Raw genomic sequence first — 18,282 nt, 5'->3', positions numbered from 1 at the left:
TTAAATTATTCACTTCCAATAACTTTACTTCTCTGTTTGTGCAACTCCGGTATCTTATTGATAATCACATCCCAAACTATAGAATAATTCACTCCCATATAATCATGAATTAATCTATCACGCATTCCAGCCATATTTTTCCACTGTATCGTGTTCCATTTTAATTTAAAATCAACAGGTATCTTTTTAGCAGCCTCCCCAATAATCTCTAAACTCCTTACAACAGCCCTTTTGAGAGTTTCATCGGCAAGAAAATCGTCTTTAGTAGTATTTTCATTGATTACTGATAGTATAAAAAAACTCTCGTCGCGAATATGTTTCAAATATTCAATAGCCGCTTTAGACATATTGCACTTCGTTTAAAATCTTTGGGCCAATATAGGGGCTTAAACCATTTTTTGTAACAATTTCGACCTTGTGATTTTCAAATAACTTTTCGATAATATCATAAACAGTCATGTAATTGTCAAAATTTTCTTTATCCGCTACAAAGTCGATCAATATATCAATGTCACTATTTTCAGTCTGCTCATTTCTTACATATGAACCAAAAAGTCCTATCCTTTTCACCCCGTATTTATAAATTTCAGCCTTCTTGGAGCTTATTAACCTCAGTATGTTGTCCTTTGTTGTCATATTACATACAAATATAATAATCATTTATCTTTATGATTACAGCATACCCTGACGTCATGGTTGAATTTCAGCTCTTAAATCTTATACTTCCGCAGAAGTGTCACCCCCTTCCTGCCGTGACCCGCGCACCGTCCAACTCAGCCAACCAAAGCAACTCGCAAGCTACTACCCTCAATAAGTCCAGAACTCGGCTTTATCGTTGTTTTTTACCACCATCAAAACGTGCTGGCCGTTGATTTCCAGTGTTTTGATATCCCTGATATCTCCTTCCAATTTCAAGCCATGGTACCGGTTGGGATAGTACTCAAACCCGCCATCACCGGTGCCCAACAATAGTTCCCCAAAACTGCCATCGTATTTCCCCACTTGGGGCTTGGCACCGCTCATGTTGCCTGCCAGCAAAAGGTCATCTATGCCATCACCGTTAAAATCATCTATACAGATACTGTATATCCATGATTTCTGGGCCCACACCGGAAGTTCTTTGATTTCAAAATCGCCACCCCGGTTTAACAAAAGGGTGGATGCAAAATAATTGGCTTCCTGGAGCACAGCATTTTCCAAATCCTCAGAAGGGAAAATATCCTCCAGGTACTGATCATTGTATGCACTGTATTTGAGATACCTTTTCCTCATAAATGGGAGTTGTTTCTCCAACTCATGTTTAAGGATAAAAACCACATGCCCCTCTCCTTCTTTTTGCGCGTAGATGTGTTCGAGGCTGCCGTTTTTATCAAAATCATTGACATACATTTTTATGGGGCGATTGGAATCAGCCTTGAATCTGGTATTGCGCCCGTGGTTACCCAAGACCACATCCAAATAGCCGTTCCCATCAAAGTCCCCTACAGCCAGAGACCGGTACCATCCTTTGAGATGTTCCCATTCAGGAACATCTTTTTTAACGAATTTTCCGCCTTGGTTTTCTAAAAGTGTAGGCGCCATCCACTCCCCTACCATTAGCAAATCCATATCTCCGTCATTGTCATGGTCCAGCCAAACCGCATCGGTGACCATTCCGATTTCCTTTAAACCGGGGGCCATGTCTGAAGATGCTTCCTTAAACCGCCCCTGTCCGTCATTGACAAACAGATAACTGCTTGCTGGCAAGCCGTATTGGTAGGGTAAAAGAAAAGTACCTATGAAGAGATCCGGAGCTCCATCGCCATTGATGTCGGTCACTTTCACCACAGATGAACTGGTTTTGAATGCGGCCAACCCGCTTTCCCTATAAAGGGTAAAATTGCCGCTGCCATCATTCAAATAAAGCCTATCCGCTAGTTCCAGTGCTCCGAAACCGGCTTCATTTCCACCGGAAGTGACCAATAAATCCAAATGGCCATTGCCGTTGGCGTCAAAAAAGACGGCGTCCGTATCTTCGGCAAACCTGTCCCGCTCAAATGCCTCTTGTTCAGATTCCTGAAAACTGCCTGATGGTTTACGAAGAAACAGTTTACCAGCAAAACCTTTGGCCCCGCCAATAAAAATATCCTCCAGACCGTCGCCGTTGACATCTCCTAAGGCTGCTTTCGGCCCCTCCCGGGAAAACATGTGGTAGGTAAGCCGGTCCCTGTCAAAATCCACCACTTCATTTTCGATATGACCATAGCTTAATATGTCAGCATCCAATTTCCTGAATAAGGGTGTGGATGCCCCCGGGAAAAACGCAGCGGTCAAAACATTGGCTTCCGCTTCTTCCCAGTTGAGGGTGAGACTCTTATTTACAGCCACATCTGTTAACTCGGTGATGTTGCCGTCCGGCCACCGGACAGTCAATTTATCCACCTTGCCAGCTTTACCCAAACCAAAGGTAAGCCTAGGGTCCACAGAGGATTGAAACCCTCTGTTGGGCATTTGTTCCTGATAGAGGATATCCCCGTCTACCTCCAGTTTTACCTGTGCCCCTACCGCCAAAGTATTTGTTCCTGTACCGATAAGCCGGATCTGAAGAAAATTGTGCTCCGGAAAAAAACCGCGGCTGTTATTCCGGAAAATATCCACCTCGTTATTTACATTATTGATGACCAGATCCAATGTCCCATCATTGTTGAGATCTCCGTAAGCGGCACCATTTGAATGCACCGGATTACCCAATCCCCAAGCTGAAGCCATATTGGTGAATTCGAGGTCTCCAAGGTTTCTGAAGGCATAGTTAGGCACCGCATTGACAGGAATGGGATCTACCAGGGATTTATAATCCACATCCTGTCCCGACACGATTTTCTTCATCGTCTCCTCATTGCCGATAAAGTTCAGATAATCCAGATCAGTGATGTCCTGATAAATACCGTTGGCCACGAAAAGATCCTTCAGCCCATCATTGTCCATATCAAATATCAGCGCACCCCAACTCCAGTCCGTGGCCTCCACATTGGCCAACCTTCCCATCTCACTGAAACTCCCGTCACCATTATTGACGTGTAGCATATTGCGGGTGTATTGGTAATGATACCCATGGGTTTTGTTAAACTGGAACTTATCCCAATTCTCAAAGGTGGTGATCTGCTTTAGCCTCTCCTGCGGTTCCGGCAACATGTCCGTCACAAAAATGTCCAGAAGGCCGTTGTTGTTGATATCGGCTATATCCGCCCCCATCGAGGCCGCGCTGATGGACCGCATATAGGATTCAAGGCTTTCGGTAAATGTACCGTCTTGATTATTGATATATAGGTAATCCCTTTCAAAAAAATCATTGGAAATAAAAATATCCATCCAGCCGTCCTGATTGACATCCCCTATCGTGATACCCAATCCGAATCCGATCACGCTGCCGTATATCCCGGCTTCTTCACTCACATCGACAAATTTCCCGCCATCATTTCTGTAAAGTTTGTCACCTCCCAGAAAATCTCTTTTTGGCCTTTCATTCTGCATTTTATTGAAACTCCCGATGGCCTGATAAGAATTGTTCAGCAGATACACATCCAGGTCCCCGTCATTGTCATAATCGAAAAAAACGGCATGGGTGGAAAAGCCCTGGTCCATCAGACCGTAGGTTTCCGCCATTTCGGTAAAAGTCCCATCCCCGTTGTTGATAAACAGTTCATTCTGCTTGTTATCTCCGGAAATATCCCCTGAATTGCATATATAAATATCCAACCATCCATCCCCGTTGACATCAGCCATGGCGACCCCTGTGCTCCAGGACCTTTCTCCTCCCACACCCGCTTCTGAGGTGATATCTTTGAATCTGAAATCCCCCTCATTCAGGTAAAGTTTGTTTTCACCCATGTTAGAGGTCAAATAGATGTCCAAAAGGCCGTCGTTGTTGATATCCCCCAGGGCCACGCCTCCCCCGTTATAAAAGTTTCTATAGGTGAATATATTAAAATCTTTGTCGAAAGTAAGGTCATTGCGGAAATCAATCCCTGAATGATTGGCTCCTATACGTTCAAATAAAGTGGCTTCTTCCTCCTTAGTGCCACAGGATACCAATACAGTTAGTCCAATATAATAAGTCCAAAATTTCTTCATCTTGTTTTTTGATTTAACGGTCCGTCAGAACCCGACCAATCCAATATCAACGGGGCATCATTGTTCCGGGTAAATAGCAATGAGGTCCCCCTCCCTGTTCGCATGGGCTTGATATCCCTTACTTCTCCTTTCACATAAATGCCGGAGAGGGCAGGTTCAACCCAATTGAATTGGGCTGCGCCGGTGTTTTCCAGCAGCATCCCGTAATTTCCCATCATACTGCCCAGTTCGGGCTTAATTTTGGATTGGTTCCCGCCTATTATAATGTCCGGATAACCATCATGATTGATATCCTGGGCAACGATGCCATATACCGGACTGGATTGAACCATAAACGGTAACTTCTCTTCATGAAACCCTCCGTTGCCATCATTGAGGTACAATTTGGTTTCCAGGGTCTTGGCTTCCAATACCAAACTGTTTTCCAGCACCTCACGGGAAAATAAATCCTCCATGGATTTGTCCTTGTAATTGTCATACTTCAGGAGCTGCTTTCTTAAACCCGGCAGTTGTCTTAACAAGCTGTTTTTCAACACCAAAGGGATCCTTTTGCCCTTTTCAACCATGGTCAGTATGTGCTCCACCGTACCATTTTCGTCAAAGTCATTGATGTAAAGGGCCAGAGGGGCTTCTTTGCTGGCCTGCAAGCGGCTGTTCAACCCCCAGTTGCCTGCTATAATATCCAAATGGCCATCCTGATTGAAATCCGCCACTTCGATCCTTTGCCACAACCCTTCTGAATCGTGCAGACCGGCTGACCCGGAAATGTCTTTGTATCCATTTTCTGTCCATTTGAACAGCTTTAGGGGCATCCACTCGCCTACGAGGATTATCTCTTCATGTCCATCTCCATCCAGGTCCCCTGTCCACGCATCCCTTGTCATCCCTATTTGTCTAAAATCAGGGGCTATGGCATCCGTTACATCGGCGAATTTGCCTGTTCCATCGTTTTCCAGTAGTATGACATCCACCGGTAAACCATACACAGAAGGAACTGCCCTTGTACCTACCAACAAATCGAGGTGGCCATTATGGTTAAAATCAAGGGCCTTAACAAAAGAAGTGCTCTGAAACCTTGACGGCAGGACCGCTTTTTTGAAATTCCCCTTTCCGTCATTAATATACAACCTATCCTGATAAACCGGCGTGTTGTTATTAAATTCTATGCCGCCACTAGCCACATATAGGTCCAGATCACCATCCCCGTCAGCATCAAAAAACAGGGCATCCACATCTTCCGCCAAAGCATCCTCTTCAAAGATGTTTTGCTGGGTCATTCTGAAGAATCCATTGCTTTGCTGTAAAAACAATGACGATGGCTGCCCTTTCGCCCCGGTAAGGAACACATCATCCAAACCGTTTCCATTGACATCAGCGACGGCTGCTCTCGGGCCTTCATTGCTGATCATATAAAACCTCAATCTGTCCCGATCAAAATCCACATATTCCGATTCCCTATGGACAAAGGGCAGTTGGTGAACCGATGGGGTCCAATGCATACGCCCATTTATACCGGATGCAAAATGGACCTTATCTTCTCCCTCATTGGGTGCCAATACCAGCAACTGATCCGCCGGTACATCAAACATTTTTTGCACCCTGCCGCCTGGCCAGATGACTTCGAGCGAATCTATAATGGAATGATTACCGAGACCGAGATGGAGTTTGTGGTCCATGGAGGACATGTAACCCTTTACCGGATAATGCTCCACATAATACTTGTCTTCCCCCGCATATGCCATGACTTTCGTTCCAAAATGCCCGCCAAGTTCCAATTGGAGGAAATGATGATCGAAAAAACGGTCGGTATTGTTTTTGAAGATAAATGCGGGGCCGTTGATATTGGAAACCACCAAATCCAGATCCCCGTCATTGTCCAGGTCTCCATAAGCAGCACCGTTTGAAAAAGTAGACTGGAACATCCCCAAAGAGTCTGCCATGTTTTCAAAGCTGAACCCTCCTTTGTTTTTAAAAAGAAAATTCGGGATGGGCACAGAAGGAAATTCATCAATCATACTGGTCAATAACAGGCTGTCTCTTTTGAGCTGGGCAACTTTCCTGAAATCATCCGCATAAAAATCCACATAGTCGAAATCAGTAAGGTCTTTGGCTATGCCATTAGCGACAAAAATATCCTTCAGGCCATCGTTGTCCATATCAAAAATCAACGCCCCCCAGCTCCAATCCGTGGCATGCACCCCGCTCATGCGGGCAATCTCACTGAAATGCATTTGGTTTTCTCCAGGTTTGGGGCCCAGGTTCTTCTGAAGGGTATTTCTGGTAAACTGATGATAGTAGCCGGCCTCTACATTGGCCCGGTACTTATCCCAATCTTCAAAGGGTGTTTTGGTTTTTACCCTCTCCCAATCGTCGGGAAGCATCTCTGTCACGAAAATATCCGGTAAGCCGTTATTGTTCAAGTCAGCGATATCCGCACCCATGGCCCCCATGCTGATCTCTTCCAACATCTCTTCAAGCATTTCAGAAAAAGTGCCGTCCTGATTGTTGATGTACAGGTAATCCTTTTCAAAAAAATCATTGGACACATATAGATCCGGCCAGCCGTCCTTGTTAATGTCTGCCACAGTAACACCCAGTCCATATCCGATCACACTTCCGTATATCCCTGCTTCTTCACTTACATCGGTAAATTTATCCCCATCATTCCTATACAGCTTATTGCCGCCCAAAGTATCCCTGATCTCTCTTTGCCCTTCTCTCAGGTCATATATCCCTACTGAGCGCAGGGAGTTGCTGAGCAAATACATATCCAGGTCACCGTCCAAATCAAAATCGAAAAAAACGGCATGCTGGGAAAGCCCCTCCTCCGCAATGCCATATTCATGGGCTTTATCGGTAAAAGTCAGGTCGCCGTTGTTGATGAACAGCTGGTTGTGCCGGTTTGGCCCTCCCGGTGGACCTGATTTGCAGACATAGATGTCCAATAGGCCGTCACCATTGACATCAGCCATGCTCACGCCGGTGGACCAGACACCGGGACTGGCCACACCGGCCTTTTCCGTGATATCCTCAAATTCAAAATCGCCTTTGTTAAGATAAAGCCTGTTTTCTCCCTGGTTCCCTGCAAAAAAAATATCGGTCAGGCCGTCATTGTTGATATCGCCCAAGGCCACCCCTGCCCCATTATAAAAATTGCGAAAAGTATAAGGGTTTACCTGTTCGTTATGTTTTAAATAATTGGCAAAATCAATACCTGTACGCGCAGCGGGAAGCAATTCAAACAAATATGTCTTATGTTCTTTTTTAGGTCCGCATGCCCCGCACAGCATCCAACTTAGGAGAAAATACAGGTAACAATTTCGCATATTCCGCTTAACCAAATTCTATCTATAACCGGTAGTTCCGGGCAACAATATAAGAAAAAGTTTAAAATGAAAACGGCTTTCCAGCCGTGCATCACCTTAACAGATGACATAGGATTAAATCACAGGCGTCTATACGGTACTTTTCATCAAACCAGGAGGCCAATGCCAATGCTTCATGGGCGTCTTCGGCCTTATACGGCGTTCCGGGCTGGTATTTTTCTATGCCGGCTTTGGCCCGCTCATGGTCCAATTTGACCTTTGAATTTTTCCACTGATAATATACCTGATCACCCGTGGCATAAGGTAAGATATAATCCAGGGATTTTATTAGAGACCCTCCGTTTTCACCTTCAAACGACAAAAGATTTTTGGGTTTGTCTTTTTCAAAAAAGTCCATGGTAATCATAAATTGAAGCAAAGGTTTCATGGCGCTGACATGATAACTTAATGCGTCCCTCTGCTTTATATCCGAACTTGTGCCATCGGAATACAGCGCGTTATCTATATAATACCTGAATTGGTTCAATGCCCATTCAGAATATCCGGCATTTCCAGTCAACAGGGCAATTGTGCCCACCAGGTTAATCCTCTTGGTTTCCCAATTGTTCAGAGGTACTTTTTCTCTCTGAATTTCTCTTTTGGCCATCTGGGTCATCCAGTCCACATATATCTCATCTTCTGCAAAAGACAAGTGGGGTTTTAAATAGTGATAGGCATAAATAACCGGCATGAACTTATTATCATTGATAGGGTTTCCGTCGGGAATATAGGTATTTACCCAAGCCAGGGCGAAAGTCTTCATTTTATCTAGTGAAGCCTTATCCAGGAACACCGCATGATGCCAATAAAAAATGGCCAGCTTGTCCATGTCTTCGAGATGGATTACCGTTTTGACCCTGTCCGGATGCGTATTCAACAAACCTTCATAATGGACCTTATCCAGGGGGACAGGCTCATCGGCGGCAAAAGATTTGAACTCCTCTATCAGACTTTCCTTGATATGGGGAGGCAGCTCAATGCCCTTGTCTCTCTTAACCCCTTCCAATATAACCAAGGTCATAAAATCGGGTTCAGGATCACGGGCTTGGAGAAACAGTAATGAAAAAAAGAGACCTAAATAAGTGATCATTTTGATATGTAAGGAAAATCCAGATAATTATAAGATTTTCCAATATAAAACAAAATTAACGAAGGCCAATATTTCAGGAGAAAATACAGGTGTTGGAAAGCAGGGTCCAAGTATTCTTTCAAAACTGTTGTTGATAGTCTTTTTTGTAAACCAATGGGGTCACTCCCATTTTTTCCTTAAACTGCCTGTTGAAATTAGACAGGGTGTTGAAGCCGCTTTCATAGCATACCTCACTCACATTGAACCGCTCTTCGTGCAACAGTTTGCAGGCATGGCCGATCCGCACATCGGACAAAAAGTCCGAAAAGGACTTGTTCATCCGGGATTTAAAATACCTGCTGAATGAACTCACCGTCATGTTGGTCAAAGAAGCCACTTCCTCCAATCTTATCCCCCGTTGGAAGTTATCCATCACAAATTCATAGACCTGGCTCATACGGTCTTCTTCAGAGGCCTTGTTGAGATTGGTATATCCAGCTTGGACAATGGTGTGACAGTCCTGTGAAACAGCCAGTACTTTTAATATCCTAAGGAGCTGGATCACGCTTTCCAAACCTTTCATACCAAGCAGCTCGCGCATCATGGACTGAAGGCGGGTATTCGTTTCCCCGAAAATTTCAAGCCCTCGGTTGGATCTAATTAACAATTGCTTCAGTTCCTCCACCTCTTCTTTTTCCATAAACCCTTGTCCTATAAATTCCTCTGGAAAATATACCACAATTCCATGAGTATATAAACCGTTGTGTTTATCAAAATACTCGTGATCATTCCGCCATAAATGAGGTAGATTAGGACCGGTAAAAACCAGGTCATGTTCCTTGAAGGTCTTCATATTATCGCCTACAAAACGGGTTCCCCTACCCTCCAACACCAAAAAAAGCTGGTATTCGGGATGAAAATGCCAGTTTTTGTCAAAATGGGGAGCTATCAGTTCTTTTACCACAAATACCCTGGTATCCGGTATCCTTGATTTTTGAAATGCTTTTTTCATATGATTATAATTTGTTTTTCAATGGTCAGATAGCCTGCCCCGAACTTGTTTCGGGGGAATCTCGCATGTTTCCCTCCCGATAGCTATCGGGGCTATCGGGGCATCCCACAGTGTGATGATCTCGTCATGCTCGGTTTCTGTACAGCATAATATTTTTTCATATGGATTAGGATGATTCCGGGGGAGAATCCGGTTTTTCCCTCACCCCCGGCCCCTCTCCCTACCGGAGAGGGGAGACAATATTGAAATGCCCGGTTCCATGTGTTTATAATTTGTTTTTTCATCGGCCATAAACCAAAAACCTCGGAGGCAACCAAACCCCACTCCCCAACCATGACAACCACAACAAAACAATTAAAACATCCCCTTCCTCAAGTCCTCCAATTTTCATCCTTGTTATGGTACATTCAGCAGAATTACCTATTTATGTTAAAATTAACCGAAATAACAAATAAAAAAGATAAAATTCAGTCAGAATCAGATAAAAAACAGTGAGAAAGCCTGAGTATTATTGTTCAATTTAGTATTTTAAAAGAATGCAAACAATGAAACCAAAATCACATTAAATAAATGAAAAACATCACCTTGGTATTGTGCACTCTTCTTTTGATATGTGCCTGCGGGGATAAATCTTCGCAATACGGCTTGTCAGATGGACCGAGAAGAGTGGAAATATTATTTCTGGGGCATGAAAGCCAGCACCATGATTCAGAAAAATTGATGCCCTTGCTGGCAAGGCCTCTGTTTCAAAAAGGCATTAACCTCACCTATACCGCAGACCCTGACGATCTCCACAGGGACAATCTCAGAAATTATGACGGTGTCATGATTTATGCCAACCATGATGAAATCACCAGGGAACAGGAAAAAGCCTTAAAAGATTATGTGGAGGGAGGAGGAGCGCTGTTACCCATCCATAGCGCTTCGTTTTGTTTCCGGAATTCCGATTGGTTTGTGGAAACAGTAGGCGGTCAGTTTAAGTCACATGGAACGGGAGATTTCACCGTCGACATCATCAAAGCTGATCATCCTGTCATGTCAGGTATCAATGAATTTGAAACCTGGGATGAAACTTATGTTCACAGCCACATCAATCCGGATATGACCATATTGATGGAGCGGGTGGAAGGAGATCATAGAGAACCATGGACCTGGGTCCGTACGCAGGGAAAGGGCAGGGTTTTTTACACCGCTTACGGTCATGATGAGCGCACGTGGAACCAACCGGAATTTCATAACCTCGTTGCCAACGGCGTCATGTGGGCGGTCGGTGAAAAAGTGGCACAACAGGTGGCTGACTATGCTATCCCCCAACCTGTGTTTGAAGACGCAGAGATACCCAATTACGAAAAAAGGAACCCTGCTCCCCGATACCAACTCCCGATGTCACCGGAAGAGTCAATGAAACTGGTACAGGTACCTGTTGGTTTCGAGCTCCAGCTTTTTGCCTCAGAACCGGATATCGTTAACCCCATGGCCATGGCTTGGGATGATGAAGGTAGGCTGTATGTGATAGAAACCGAGGATTATCCCAACGAAGTAAGAGAGGAAGGCGGAAGGGATAAAATCAAAATTCTGGAAGATACCAATGGAGATGGCAAGGCGGATAAGATCACGGTGTTTGCCGATAACCTCAACATACCCACCAGCATGGTGTTTATCAACGGCGGTCTGTTGGTATCCATGGCTCCGGATTTCGTGTTTTTTAAAGACACCAATGGCGACGGCAAGGCTGATCTGAGAGAAACGGTGATTACCGGCTGGGGAAAAAGTGACACCCACGCAGGTCCTTCCAATCTTAGGTATGGGTTTGACAACAAAGTATGGGGCGTCTTGGGCTATTCCGGTTTTAAGGGTACCATTGACGGCCAGGAATTTTCTTTCAGCCAAGGCGTATACCGCTTTGATCCAAATGGAAAAAATTTCGAGTTCCTGGGCAATACCAGCAACAATACCTGGGGACTGGGCTTTTCTGAGGATTTCAATGTCTTTATTTCCACAGCCAATGGCCAGCACAGTGCCTACCTGGCCATGCCCAATAAATATGTCAGGCGTCCTGTCATTGGCGGGTCTGTAAATGCCGTGCATGGAATTGATTCCCATTATGACATGCCCCATTTGACCCCATTTTTGAGGCAAGTGGACTGGCACGGTGGATATACCGCTGCTGCGGGGCATCATTTTTATACCGCCAGAAACTTCCCAAAATCTTACTGGAACCGGGTGGCCTTTGTAGCCGAACCCACGGGTAGGGTACTCCATAATGCCATCATTGAAAAAGACGGGTCCGGTTTCACGGAAAAGAATGGCTTTAATATCCTGGCCAGCTCCGATGAATGGTTCTCCCCTGTCCATGCGGAAGTGGGGCCTGATGGCGCCCTTTGGGTAGCCGATTGGTACAATTTCATCATCCAGCATAATCCCACTCCAAAAGGATTTGAAAACGGTCCGGGAAATGCCTACATCAATCCGCTAAGAGATGCCAAACATGGACGTATTTATCGCCTGGTCTATAAAGGGAACAACGATTACAAGACCTTGAAAATAGATAAAACCAAAAACAGGGACCTTATCGCCGGGCTTAAAAGTGACAACATGTTTTGGAGAATGACGGCCCAGAGGTTGATTGTAGAAACCCAAAACACGTCTATTGTCAATGATCTTCTGAAGTTAGTAGATGACCGGAGTGTGGATGAAATCGGGTTAAACAATCCTGCCGTCCATGCGCTTTGGGCGCTTCACGGCATCGGTGCTCTGGATGGCGGCAATGCCGACGCCATGCGTGTGGTTACCAATGCCCTCAACCACCCTGCTGCAGGAGTCCGAAAAAATGCGCTGATGGTGCTGCCCAGAAATGAGCATACGCTTCAGGCAGTTATCGATGCTGGTGTATTGAAGGATCCTGACCTTAATACCCGCAAGGCGGCATTCCTGGCCCTGGCCGATATGCCCCCCTCTTCCGCTGCTTCCAAATTGCTCTATGAAGCAAGTTTGGAAAATGAAAACAGTGAAGATGACTATTTGCCACAGGCGGTATTTGCCGCGGTATTGACTCATCCGCAATCCTTCGATGAGCAATTGGCCCAGTTGAATTCGGTCAACAAGCCTGATTCGCTGATGAACCTGGCAGAGAAAATTGCCAAAGGAATGGTCTCTGAACAATACAGCCTGGACAGAAGGTCTTCCATCCCGTTTCCACCGGATGTGAGGGAAAAAGAAATCAACATCCAGGCCACCGTCAGCAAAGCCGACGAGCCCCTTGAAGGGATCATCACGGCCCAGGGAGGCAAACAAAACGGCTACGTGCTGTATATCCAGGACAACACCATCCACTGGCTTGTAAAACAGGAAGGTAAAAGTTACCAACTTCATTCAGGCAGGAACCTGCCTTCAGACCAATTCACTATCCAGGCCAGTCTGCTGGATGGGGGTGACATGGCACTGAAGATCAATGGCAATACCGTAGCGACCGGAAAAGCAGGCGGCTTATTCAGCAAAGAGCTGTCTCCGGACAGGGTCCGTATTGGTCACGACAATATGGGTGAAAACCAGGTAGGTGACTATGCAAACTGGTTTAATTTCAAAGGACGTCTGAGCGGCAGGGATTCTTATCTTAGTTTAAGGAAACCCGGTGACCAGGGATTTGAGGCCCTGGCTGATAAAAATGCTGGTGAAGAATCCTCCCCGGCCTCAGGGACCGTGACTGTCAAAATGGGGGTTATCCAGCATGAAATGAAATTTGACAAGCCCACTTTCACGGTAAAAGCGGGGCAGCAAGTGACCATCGATTTCGAAAATAAGGATTTTATGCAGCACAACATGGTGATCGGTCAGCAGGGCAGTCTTGAAACCATTGGCAAGGCGGCGGATGAACTGGCCAGGGATCCAAAAGGCGCTGACATGAACTACGTTCCTAAGATCCCCGAGATCATCGCTGCCACACAACTGGTAAATCCCGAGGCTTCTGAATCATTGGTATTCAAAGCACCGGATACTCCGGGTGAATATCCCTACATCTGCACCGTCCCCGGACATTGGCGCATCATGAACGGCGTGATGATTGTTGAATAAATCCTGATTGAAAACCATAAAGAATGAGTTTAAATATCACATTGGGGGTGAGCACCTGGCTGTGGACTTCCCCCTTCACTACTGAAACCACAGCGCTTTTCGGAAAGATCAAACAAATGGGTTATGATGCCGTGGAAATCCCCGTAGAGGATCCAGCCCTCCTGGAGGCGGATAAGGTAAAACAGGCCCTGGAGGAAAACGGCCTTAAACCTGTTGTCTGTGGGGCGTTCGGTACCAGCAGAGACCTGACGAACGAAGACCCTTCATTTCATAAAATAAGTTTTGATTACATTGAACAGTGCTTCCAGGTCAGCAGTGAGCTGGGGGCAAAATTTGTGGCCGGCCCCATGTATTCCGCGGTTGGAAAAGCGAGGCTGATATCTCCCGAACAGAAAAAAAAGGAATGGGACCTGGCGGTTAACAACCTGTACAAAGTATGCCAAATGGCTGAAAAATACGGACAGGAGATCGCATTGGAGCCTCTTAACCGCTTTGAAACCGACCTTATCAACAATGCAGAAGATTTGATGAAATTGATAGGGGACATCAACCATCCGGCTGCAAAGGTACTGCTGGATGCCTTCCATATGAACATCGAAGAACCGGATATCGAAAGGGCATTTTCACAGGTGGGTGATAAACTGATCCATGTGCAAGTATCGGAAAATTACCGGGGTACCCCCGGAACAGGTCAGACCCGTTGGGATGCCTACAAAAGAGGCCTGGAAAAAATCAACTATACAGGGACAGTTTCCATTGAAAGCTTCACGCCTGAAATCAAGGAACTGGCAGGGGCGGTATGCATTTGGAGGCCCTTGGCGGAGAGCCAGGACGGTTTTGCCGCAGAAGGTTTTCAGTTTTTGAAAAAATGGGCGGAATGAGATGCTTCACCAGGAATAAATCAATTTAAAATAACCAAAAATTATTTTTACAATGAGTGACAAAAAATTGAACATTGCCATAATAGGTCTGGGCTTTGGTGCTGAATTCATTCCTATTTACCAAAAGCACCCACTAGCCAATATGTACGCCATTTGTCAGCGAAATGAAGAAAAGCTGAATGAAATAGGCGATGCTTTCGGTGTGGAGAAAAGGTATACGGATTACGACGAGCTACTAAAAGATCCCAACATTGACGCGGTCCATATCAACACGCCTATCCAGGCCCATGCAGAACAGTCATTAAAAGCGCTTCGGGCAGGAAAACATGTGGCCTGTACCGTTCCTATGGCTACAACGGTGGAAGAATGCCGGCAGATAGTGGAAGAAACCGAAAGGACAGGGCTGACCTATATGATGATGGAAACGGTAATTTACAGCCGTGAATTTCTGTTTGTAAAGGAAATGTATGAGAAAGGGGAAATGGGAAAAATACAGTTCCTAAGAGCCAGCCACCAGCAGGAAATGGCCGGTTGGCCGGGTTACTGGGAAGGGCTCCCTCCCATGCATTATGCTACACATTGCGTAGGACCTGTGTTGGCATTGCCCAAAGGGCAGGCGGAATACGTCTCCTGTTTTGGATCGGGAAGGATAGATGAAAACCTCATTGAAAAATACGGATCGCCGTTTGCTATCGAGACCTGCCACATCAAACTAAAGGATTCTGACCTCTCTGCAGAAGTGACCCGTTCCCTGTTCAACACTGCCCGTCAATACCGGGAAAGTTTTGACGTATACGGATCAAAAAAATCCTTTGAATGGACGTTGATAGAGCATGAAGACAGTGTGATCCATACCGGAGAAGAGCCTTCCAGGGTAAAAATCCCTGATTATGCCCACTTATTGCCGGAAGAAATCGCTTCTTTCACCACGGCCGGGGTGTATGATTCAGACGACAACCAACACCTCTCTTTTATTCAAGGCGCGGGACATGGTGGTTCACATCCGCATCTGGTTCATGAATTCTTGTCTGCACTGAATGAAGGAAGGGCTCCCTATCCGGATGCCCGTCAGTCAGCCAATATCACCTGTGTGGGCATTTTGGCCCATGAATCTGCCATGAAGGGCGGTGAAATGATGAGACTACCGGATTTCACCTTCAAAAAGTGAGTCCCGTTAAAAAAAACATAGCTCAAAAAGCGCTGACTTCAGGTCGGCGCTTTTCTTTTATAAAGAAAAGATTTTTTCCATCAACACCCACTTTTCTCCCGGCTTGGCCCAGGGAAGGGTTTTCTGCAAAGTGTCCATTAAGGCTTCCCATTCCTGTACTTCAGGATTTGCGGCGTCCATGGCCTCTTTCTTTTCAAAATCAAAATCCTCTGCCACTTCCATAATCATAAAAAGCCGGTTTCCCGTAAGGTAAATATCCATTACCCGTATTCCCGCTTCCCGGATACTTTTGAGAATATTTTCCGGCACATGGCGGTGGTGATGCTTGTATTTTTCAATAATCTCCGGATCATCCTTCAGGTCCAGAGCAAGACAGAACCTTCTATTGTTATCCATTGATCTCCGGGCTTAACCTATAAAAACCAGCTGCATTGCCACCCCATATTTTTGCTTTGGTTTCATCAGGATAATCTTCCAGATACTTATCCAGTATATCCTTTACCTGTCCGTAATCCGCCGCCAACAAGCACACCGGCCAGTCAGATCCATACATCACCCGGTCTTCTCCAAAGGCTTCGATGACCACATCAAGGTAAGGGAAAAAATCTTCCACATGCCAGCTGTCCCAATCTGCCTCCGTTACCATACCTGAAAGCTTACAAAAAACACTGGAAGAACCTGCCAGCTCTTCCATAAGGTCTTCCCATTCCCCCAGGCGGTTGCTTCTTACATCGGGCTTGGCTATATGATCCAGGACAAAGGCTGCTTCAGGGAAATTTTTAACGGTTTTGATCGCTCCTTTGAGTTGGTGCGGATAAACCAGCAGATCATAGCTATATCCCGCCTCAAAAATGGCTTCCAGGCCTTTCTGAAAATCAGGGCGGAGGATAAAATCCGGGTCAGCTTCATCCTGCAATACATGTCTGAAACCTTTTAACTTCTGAAAAGGCAAATAAGCATTTAGTCGTTCCCTAAGGTCAGGAGATTGAAGGTCAATCCAGCCCACCACACCAAAAATGAAAGAATGGCTTGCTGCCAAATCAAGCAAAAAATGGTTTTCTTCTTCATCCTGGACTGCCTGAACCGCCACACATCCCGAAATTCCGTGTACCTTATATATAGGCTTAAGATCGGCCGGAGAGAAGTCCTTTTTCAATGCAGGCATTTTACCGCTTATCCAGGGATATCTTTCCGGTTTATATTTCCAAAAATGTTGGTGTGAATCAATGATATTCATGATGGTAGGAAAATCAAGGATTTTTATAGATAAAAACATTTACATTCATCCCGGCTCCCACAGAAGCAAAAAGTGTATAAGCCCCGGATTCAAAGTGGTGGCCTTCCTTTTCTCCTTTGGCAACCATATCGTACAAAACAGGTACTGTCGCCACGGAGTTATTTCCCAAGGTCTGAATGCTCATGGGCATCAAGTCACCGGGAATCTCTTTTACACCATATAATGCAAACAATCTCTCAAGAATATTGTGATCCATTTTCGCGTTCGCTTGATGGATGAGTACCTTTCTGATCTGATGGATTCCAAGGCCCATCTTGTCAATACAGCACTTTAAGGTTTGGGGAACCGTTTTTATGGCGTATTCATACAGTTTACGCCCGTTCATTTTCAGGAAAAGGGTGTTATCGGGGTATTCCGGGTTATAGGAAACATCCATTTGCAACAAATGGGCGTGCTCTAAGGTGTCTGACCGGGTAAGATGACTGAGAATACCGGATTGGCCCTGGTTTTTTCGTCCTTCTATAACCACAGCCCCTGCACCGTCAGAAAAGATCATGCTATCGATATCATGAGGATCAGAGATTCTTGAAAGGGTCTCTGCCCCGATTACCAGTGCCCTTTTGGCATCGCCCGATTTGATGTAATAGTTGGCCTGAATCATGCCTTGTACCCATCCAGGACAGCCAAAGGGAAGGTCATAAGCCACTGTATATGGATTTTTGATACCTAATTTATGCTTTACCTTGGCTGCAAGCGTCGGGCATACATCCACGCGGGTATTGTCTTTTCTTATATCTCCAAAATTATGGGCTACAATGATGTAGTCCAGGCTTTCCGCATCAATAGCCGCATCCGCTATGGCTTCCCTGGCAGCGTGATAAGCCATATCAGAAGTCAGATAGTCATCTTTAATGTATCTCCGTTCCCTGATTTCCGTTATTTTTTGCAGTGTTGCAACAATATCCGGATTGGTTTTCTTAAGCCTGTTTCCCTCCCTATCAAAAAATGTTTTATCTAAAAAAAAGTCATTGGGAATGACTTTCTCGGGAAGATATTTTCCCGAACCTATGATAACACTATAAATGTCGGTATTACTCATTTCAATCAGTTTTGTTATGGGCCCTAAAATAAACAATATTCTTATATCCTTGTGGATATTTAATGGATATAATTATTTAAGGTGGATTTTTGTACAATTTTAGGGATGGAGAAAAGCCAACGGCGGATTCAATCATCAGGGATGATGCAAAAAAAAATTATCTGAAAATAACGTGATTTCATTAAAATGGGCGCAAAGACAGGCACCGGTTTGATTGTAAAGGATGGAGGTAATCCCGTTACAAATTGCGTTTGCCCAAGCCTTACGCCC

Annotated in this window: 12 protein-coding genes; 3 read left to right on the top strand and 9 right to left on the bottom strand. The window is 45.2% G+C overall.

Features of this window, described 5'->3' with window-relative positions:
- Positions 1-5: 5 nt before the first annotated feature.
- The 6 genes from ACFPFU_RS08425 to ACFPFU_RS08400 form a co-directional block, all read right to left on the bottom strand.
- Complete coding sequence (locus tag ACFPFU_RS08425; RefSeq protein WP_377063441.1) at positions 6-347, bottom strand: HepT-like ribonuclease domain-containing protein; 342 nt, start codon at positions 345-347, stop codon at positions 6-8.
- Positions 340-636: a nucleotidyltransferase family protein gene (locus ACFPFU_RS08420; protein ID WP_377063439.1), complete on the bottom strand. Its 297-nt coding sequence runs from the start codon at positions 634-636 to the stop codon at positions 340-342. Before ACFPFU_RS08420 ends, ACFPFU_RS08425 begins: the two co-directional genes overlap by 8 nt.
- A 171-nt stretch (positions 637-807) precedes the next feature.
- Positions 808-4,110 (bottom strand): VCBS repeat-containing protein, encoded by a 3,303-nt coding sequence (locus ACFPFU_RS08415; RefSeq protein WP_377063437.1) that lies wholly within the window; start codon positions 4,108-4,110, stop codon positions 808-810.
- Positions 4,107-7,436: a VCBS repeat-containing protein gene (locus ACFPFU_RS08410; RefSeq protein ID WP_377063435.1), complete on the bottom strand. Its 3,330-nt coding sequence runs from the start codon at positions 7,434-7,436 to the stop codon at positions 4,107-4,109. Before ACFPFU_RS08410 ends, ACFPFU_RS08415 begins: the two co-directional genes overlap by 4 nt.
- Positions 7,437-7,527: 91 nt before the next feature.
- Entirely contained in the window at positions 7,528-8,565 is a 1,038-nt protein-coding gene (locus ACFPFU_RS08405; protein WP_377063433.1) for an alginate lyase family protein, read from the bottom strand.
- A gap of 118 nt (positions 8,566-8,683) precedes the next feature.
- Positions 8,684-9,556 carry an AraC family transcriptional regulator gene (locus ACFPFU_RS08400; RefSeq protein WP_377063431.1) on the bottom strand — a complete coding sequence of 291 codons (873 nt, stop codon included), beginning with the start codon at positions 9,554-9,556 and terminating at the stop codon, positions 8,684-8,686.
- 570 nt (positions 9,557-10,126) lie between these two features.
- Here ACFPFU_RS08400 and ACFPFU_RS08395 point away from each other — a divergent pair.
- Genes ACFPFU_RS08395 through ACFPFU_RS08385 form a run of 3 tightly spaced genes read left to right on the top strand, consistent with a single transcriptional unit; the run spans position 10,127 to position 15,676 of the window.
- Positions 10,127-13,627, top strand: a complete 3,501-nt coding sequence (locus ACFPFU_RS08395; protein ID WP_377063429.1) for a PVC-type heme-binding CxxCH protein — start codon at positions 10,127-10,129, stop codon at positions 13,625-13,627.
- 23 nt (positions 13,628-13,650) lie between these two features.
- Positions 13,651-14,508, top strand: a complete 858-nt coding sequence (locus tag ACFPFU_RS08390; protein ID WP_377063427.1) for a sugar phosphate isomerase/epimerase family protein — start codon at positions 13,651-13,653, stop codon at positions 14,506-14,508.
- 52 nt (positions 14,509-14,560) lie between these two features.
- Positions 14,561-15,676 carry a Gfo/Idh/MocA family oxidoreductase gene (locus ACFPFU_RS08385; RefSeq protein WP_377063425.1) on the top strand — a complete coding sequence of 372 codons (1,116 nt, stop codon included), beginning with the start codon at positions 14,561-14,563 and terminating at the stop codon, positions 15,674-15,676.
- A gap of 57 nt (positions 15,677-15,733) precedes the next feature.
- Here the strand turns inward: ACFPFU_RS08385 and ACFPFU_RS08380 are convergent, their stop codons facing one another.
- From ACFPFU_RS08380 to ACFPFU_RS08370, 3 genes are read right to left on the bottom strand one after another with little or no spacing between them, the layout of a single operon-like run.
- Positions 15,734-16,072, bottom strand: a complete 339-nt coding sequence (locus ACFPFU_RS08380; RefSeq protein WP_377063423.1) for an L-rhamnose mutarotase — start codon at positions 16,070-16,072, stop codon at positions 15,734-15,736.
- Positions 16,065-16,913: an amidohydrolase family protein gene (locus tag ACFPFU_RS08375; RefSeq protein ID WP_377063421.1), complete on the bottom strand. Its 849-nt coding sequence runs from the start codon at positions 16,911-16,913 to the stop codon at positions 16,065-16,067. Before ACFPFU_RS08375 ends, ACFPFU_RS08380 begins: the two co-directional genes overlap by 8 nt.
- A 13-nt stretch (positions 16,914-16,926) precedes the next feature.
- A complete protein-coding gene (locus ACFPFU_RS08370; RefSeq protein WP_377063419.1) occupies positions 16,927-18,012 on the bottom strand; it encodes a 3-oxoacyl-ACP synthase III family protein in 1,086 nt (361 codons plus the stop codon).
- Between the last annotated feature and the right edge of the window lie 270 nt (positions 18,013-18,282).

Origin of the sequence: Negadavirga shengliensis (genome assembly GCF_042652345.1) — a bacterium.
In the GTDB taxonomy this organism is placed as follows: Bacteria; Bacteroidota; Bacteroidia; order Cytophagales; family Cyclobacteriaceae; genus Negadavirga; species Negadavirga shengliensis.
Note: the sequence above shows the minus strand (reverse complement) of the source record. Positions and strands in the feature narration are given on the sequence as shown.

Coding starts and splice junctions, on each gene's coding strand:
- ACFPFU_RS08410 (WP_377063435.1), bottom strand. CDS start 7,436: ATGCGAAATTGTTACCTGTATTTTCTCCTAAGTTGGATGCTGTGCGGG.
- ACFPFU_RS08415 (WP_377063437.1), bottom strand. CDS start 4,110: ATGAAGAAATTTTGGACTTATTATATTGGACTAACTGTATTGGTATCC.
- ACFPFU_RS08400 (WP_377063431.1), bottom strand. CDS start 9,556: ATGAAAAAAGCATTTCAAAAATCAAGGATACCGGATACCAGGGTATTT.
- ACFPFU_RS08385 (WP_377063425.1), top strand. CDS start 14,561: ATGAGTGACAAAAAATTGAACATTGCCATAATAGGTCTGGGCTTTGGT.
- ACFPFU_RS08390 (WP_377063427.1), top strand. CDS start 13,651: ATGAGTTTAAATATCACATTGGGGGTGAGCACCTGGCTGTGGACTTCC.
- ACFPFU_RS08425 (WP_377063441.1), bottom strand. CDS start 347: ATGTCTAAAGCGGCTATTGAATATTTGAAACATATTCGCGACGAGAGT.
- ACFPFU_RS08405 (WP_377063433.1), bottom strand. CDS start 8,565: ATGATCACTTATTTAGGTCTCTTTTTTTCATTACTGTTTCTCCAAGCC.
- ACFPFU_RS08370 (WP_377063419.1), bottom strand. CDS start 18,012: ATGAGTAATACCGACATTTATAGTGTTATCATAGGTTCGGGAAAATAT.
- ACFPFU_RS08395 (WP_377063429.1), top strand. CDS start 10,127: ATGAAAAACATCACCTTGGTATTGTGCACTCTTCTTTTGATATGTGCC.
- ACFPFU_RS08420 (WP_377063439.1), bottom strand. CDS start 636: ATGACAACAAAGGACAACATACTGAGGTTAATAAGCTCCAAGAAGGCT.
- ACFPFU_RS08375 (WP_377063421.1), bottom strand. CDS start 16,913: ATGAATATCATTGATTCACACCAACATTTTTGGAAATATAAACCGGAA.
- ACFPFU_RS08380 (WP_377063423.1), bottom strand. CDS start 16,072: ATGGATAACAATAGAAGGTTCTGTCTTGCTCTGGACCTGAAGGATGAT.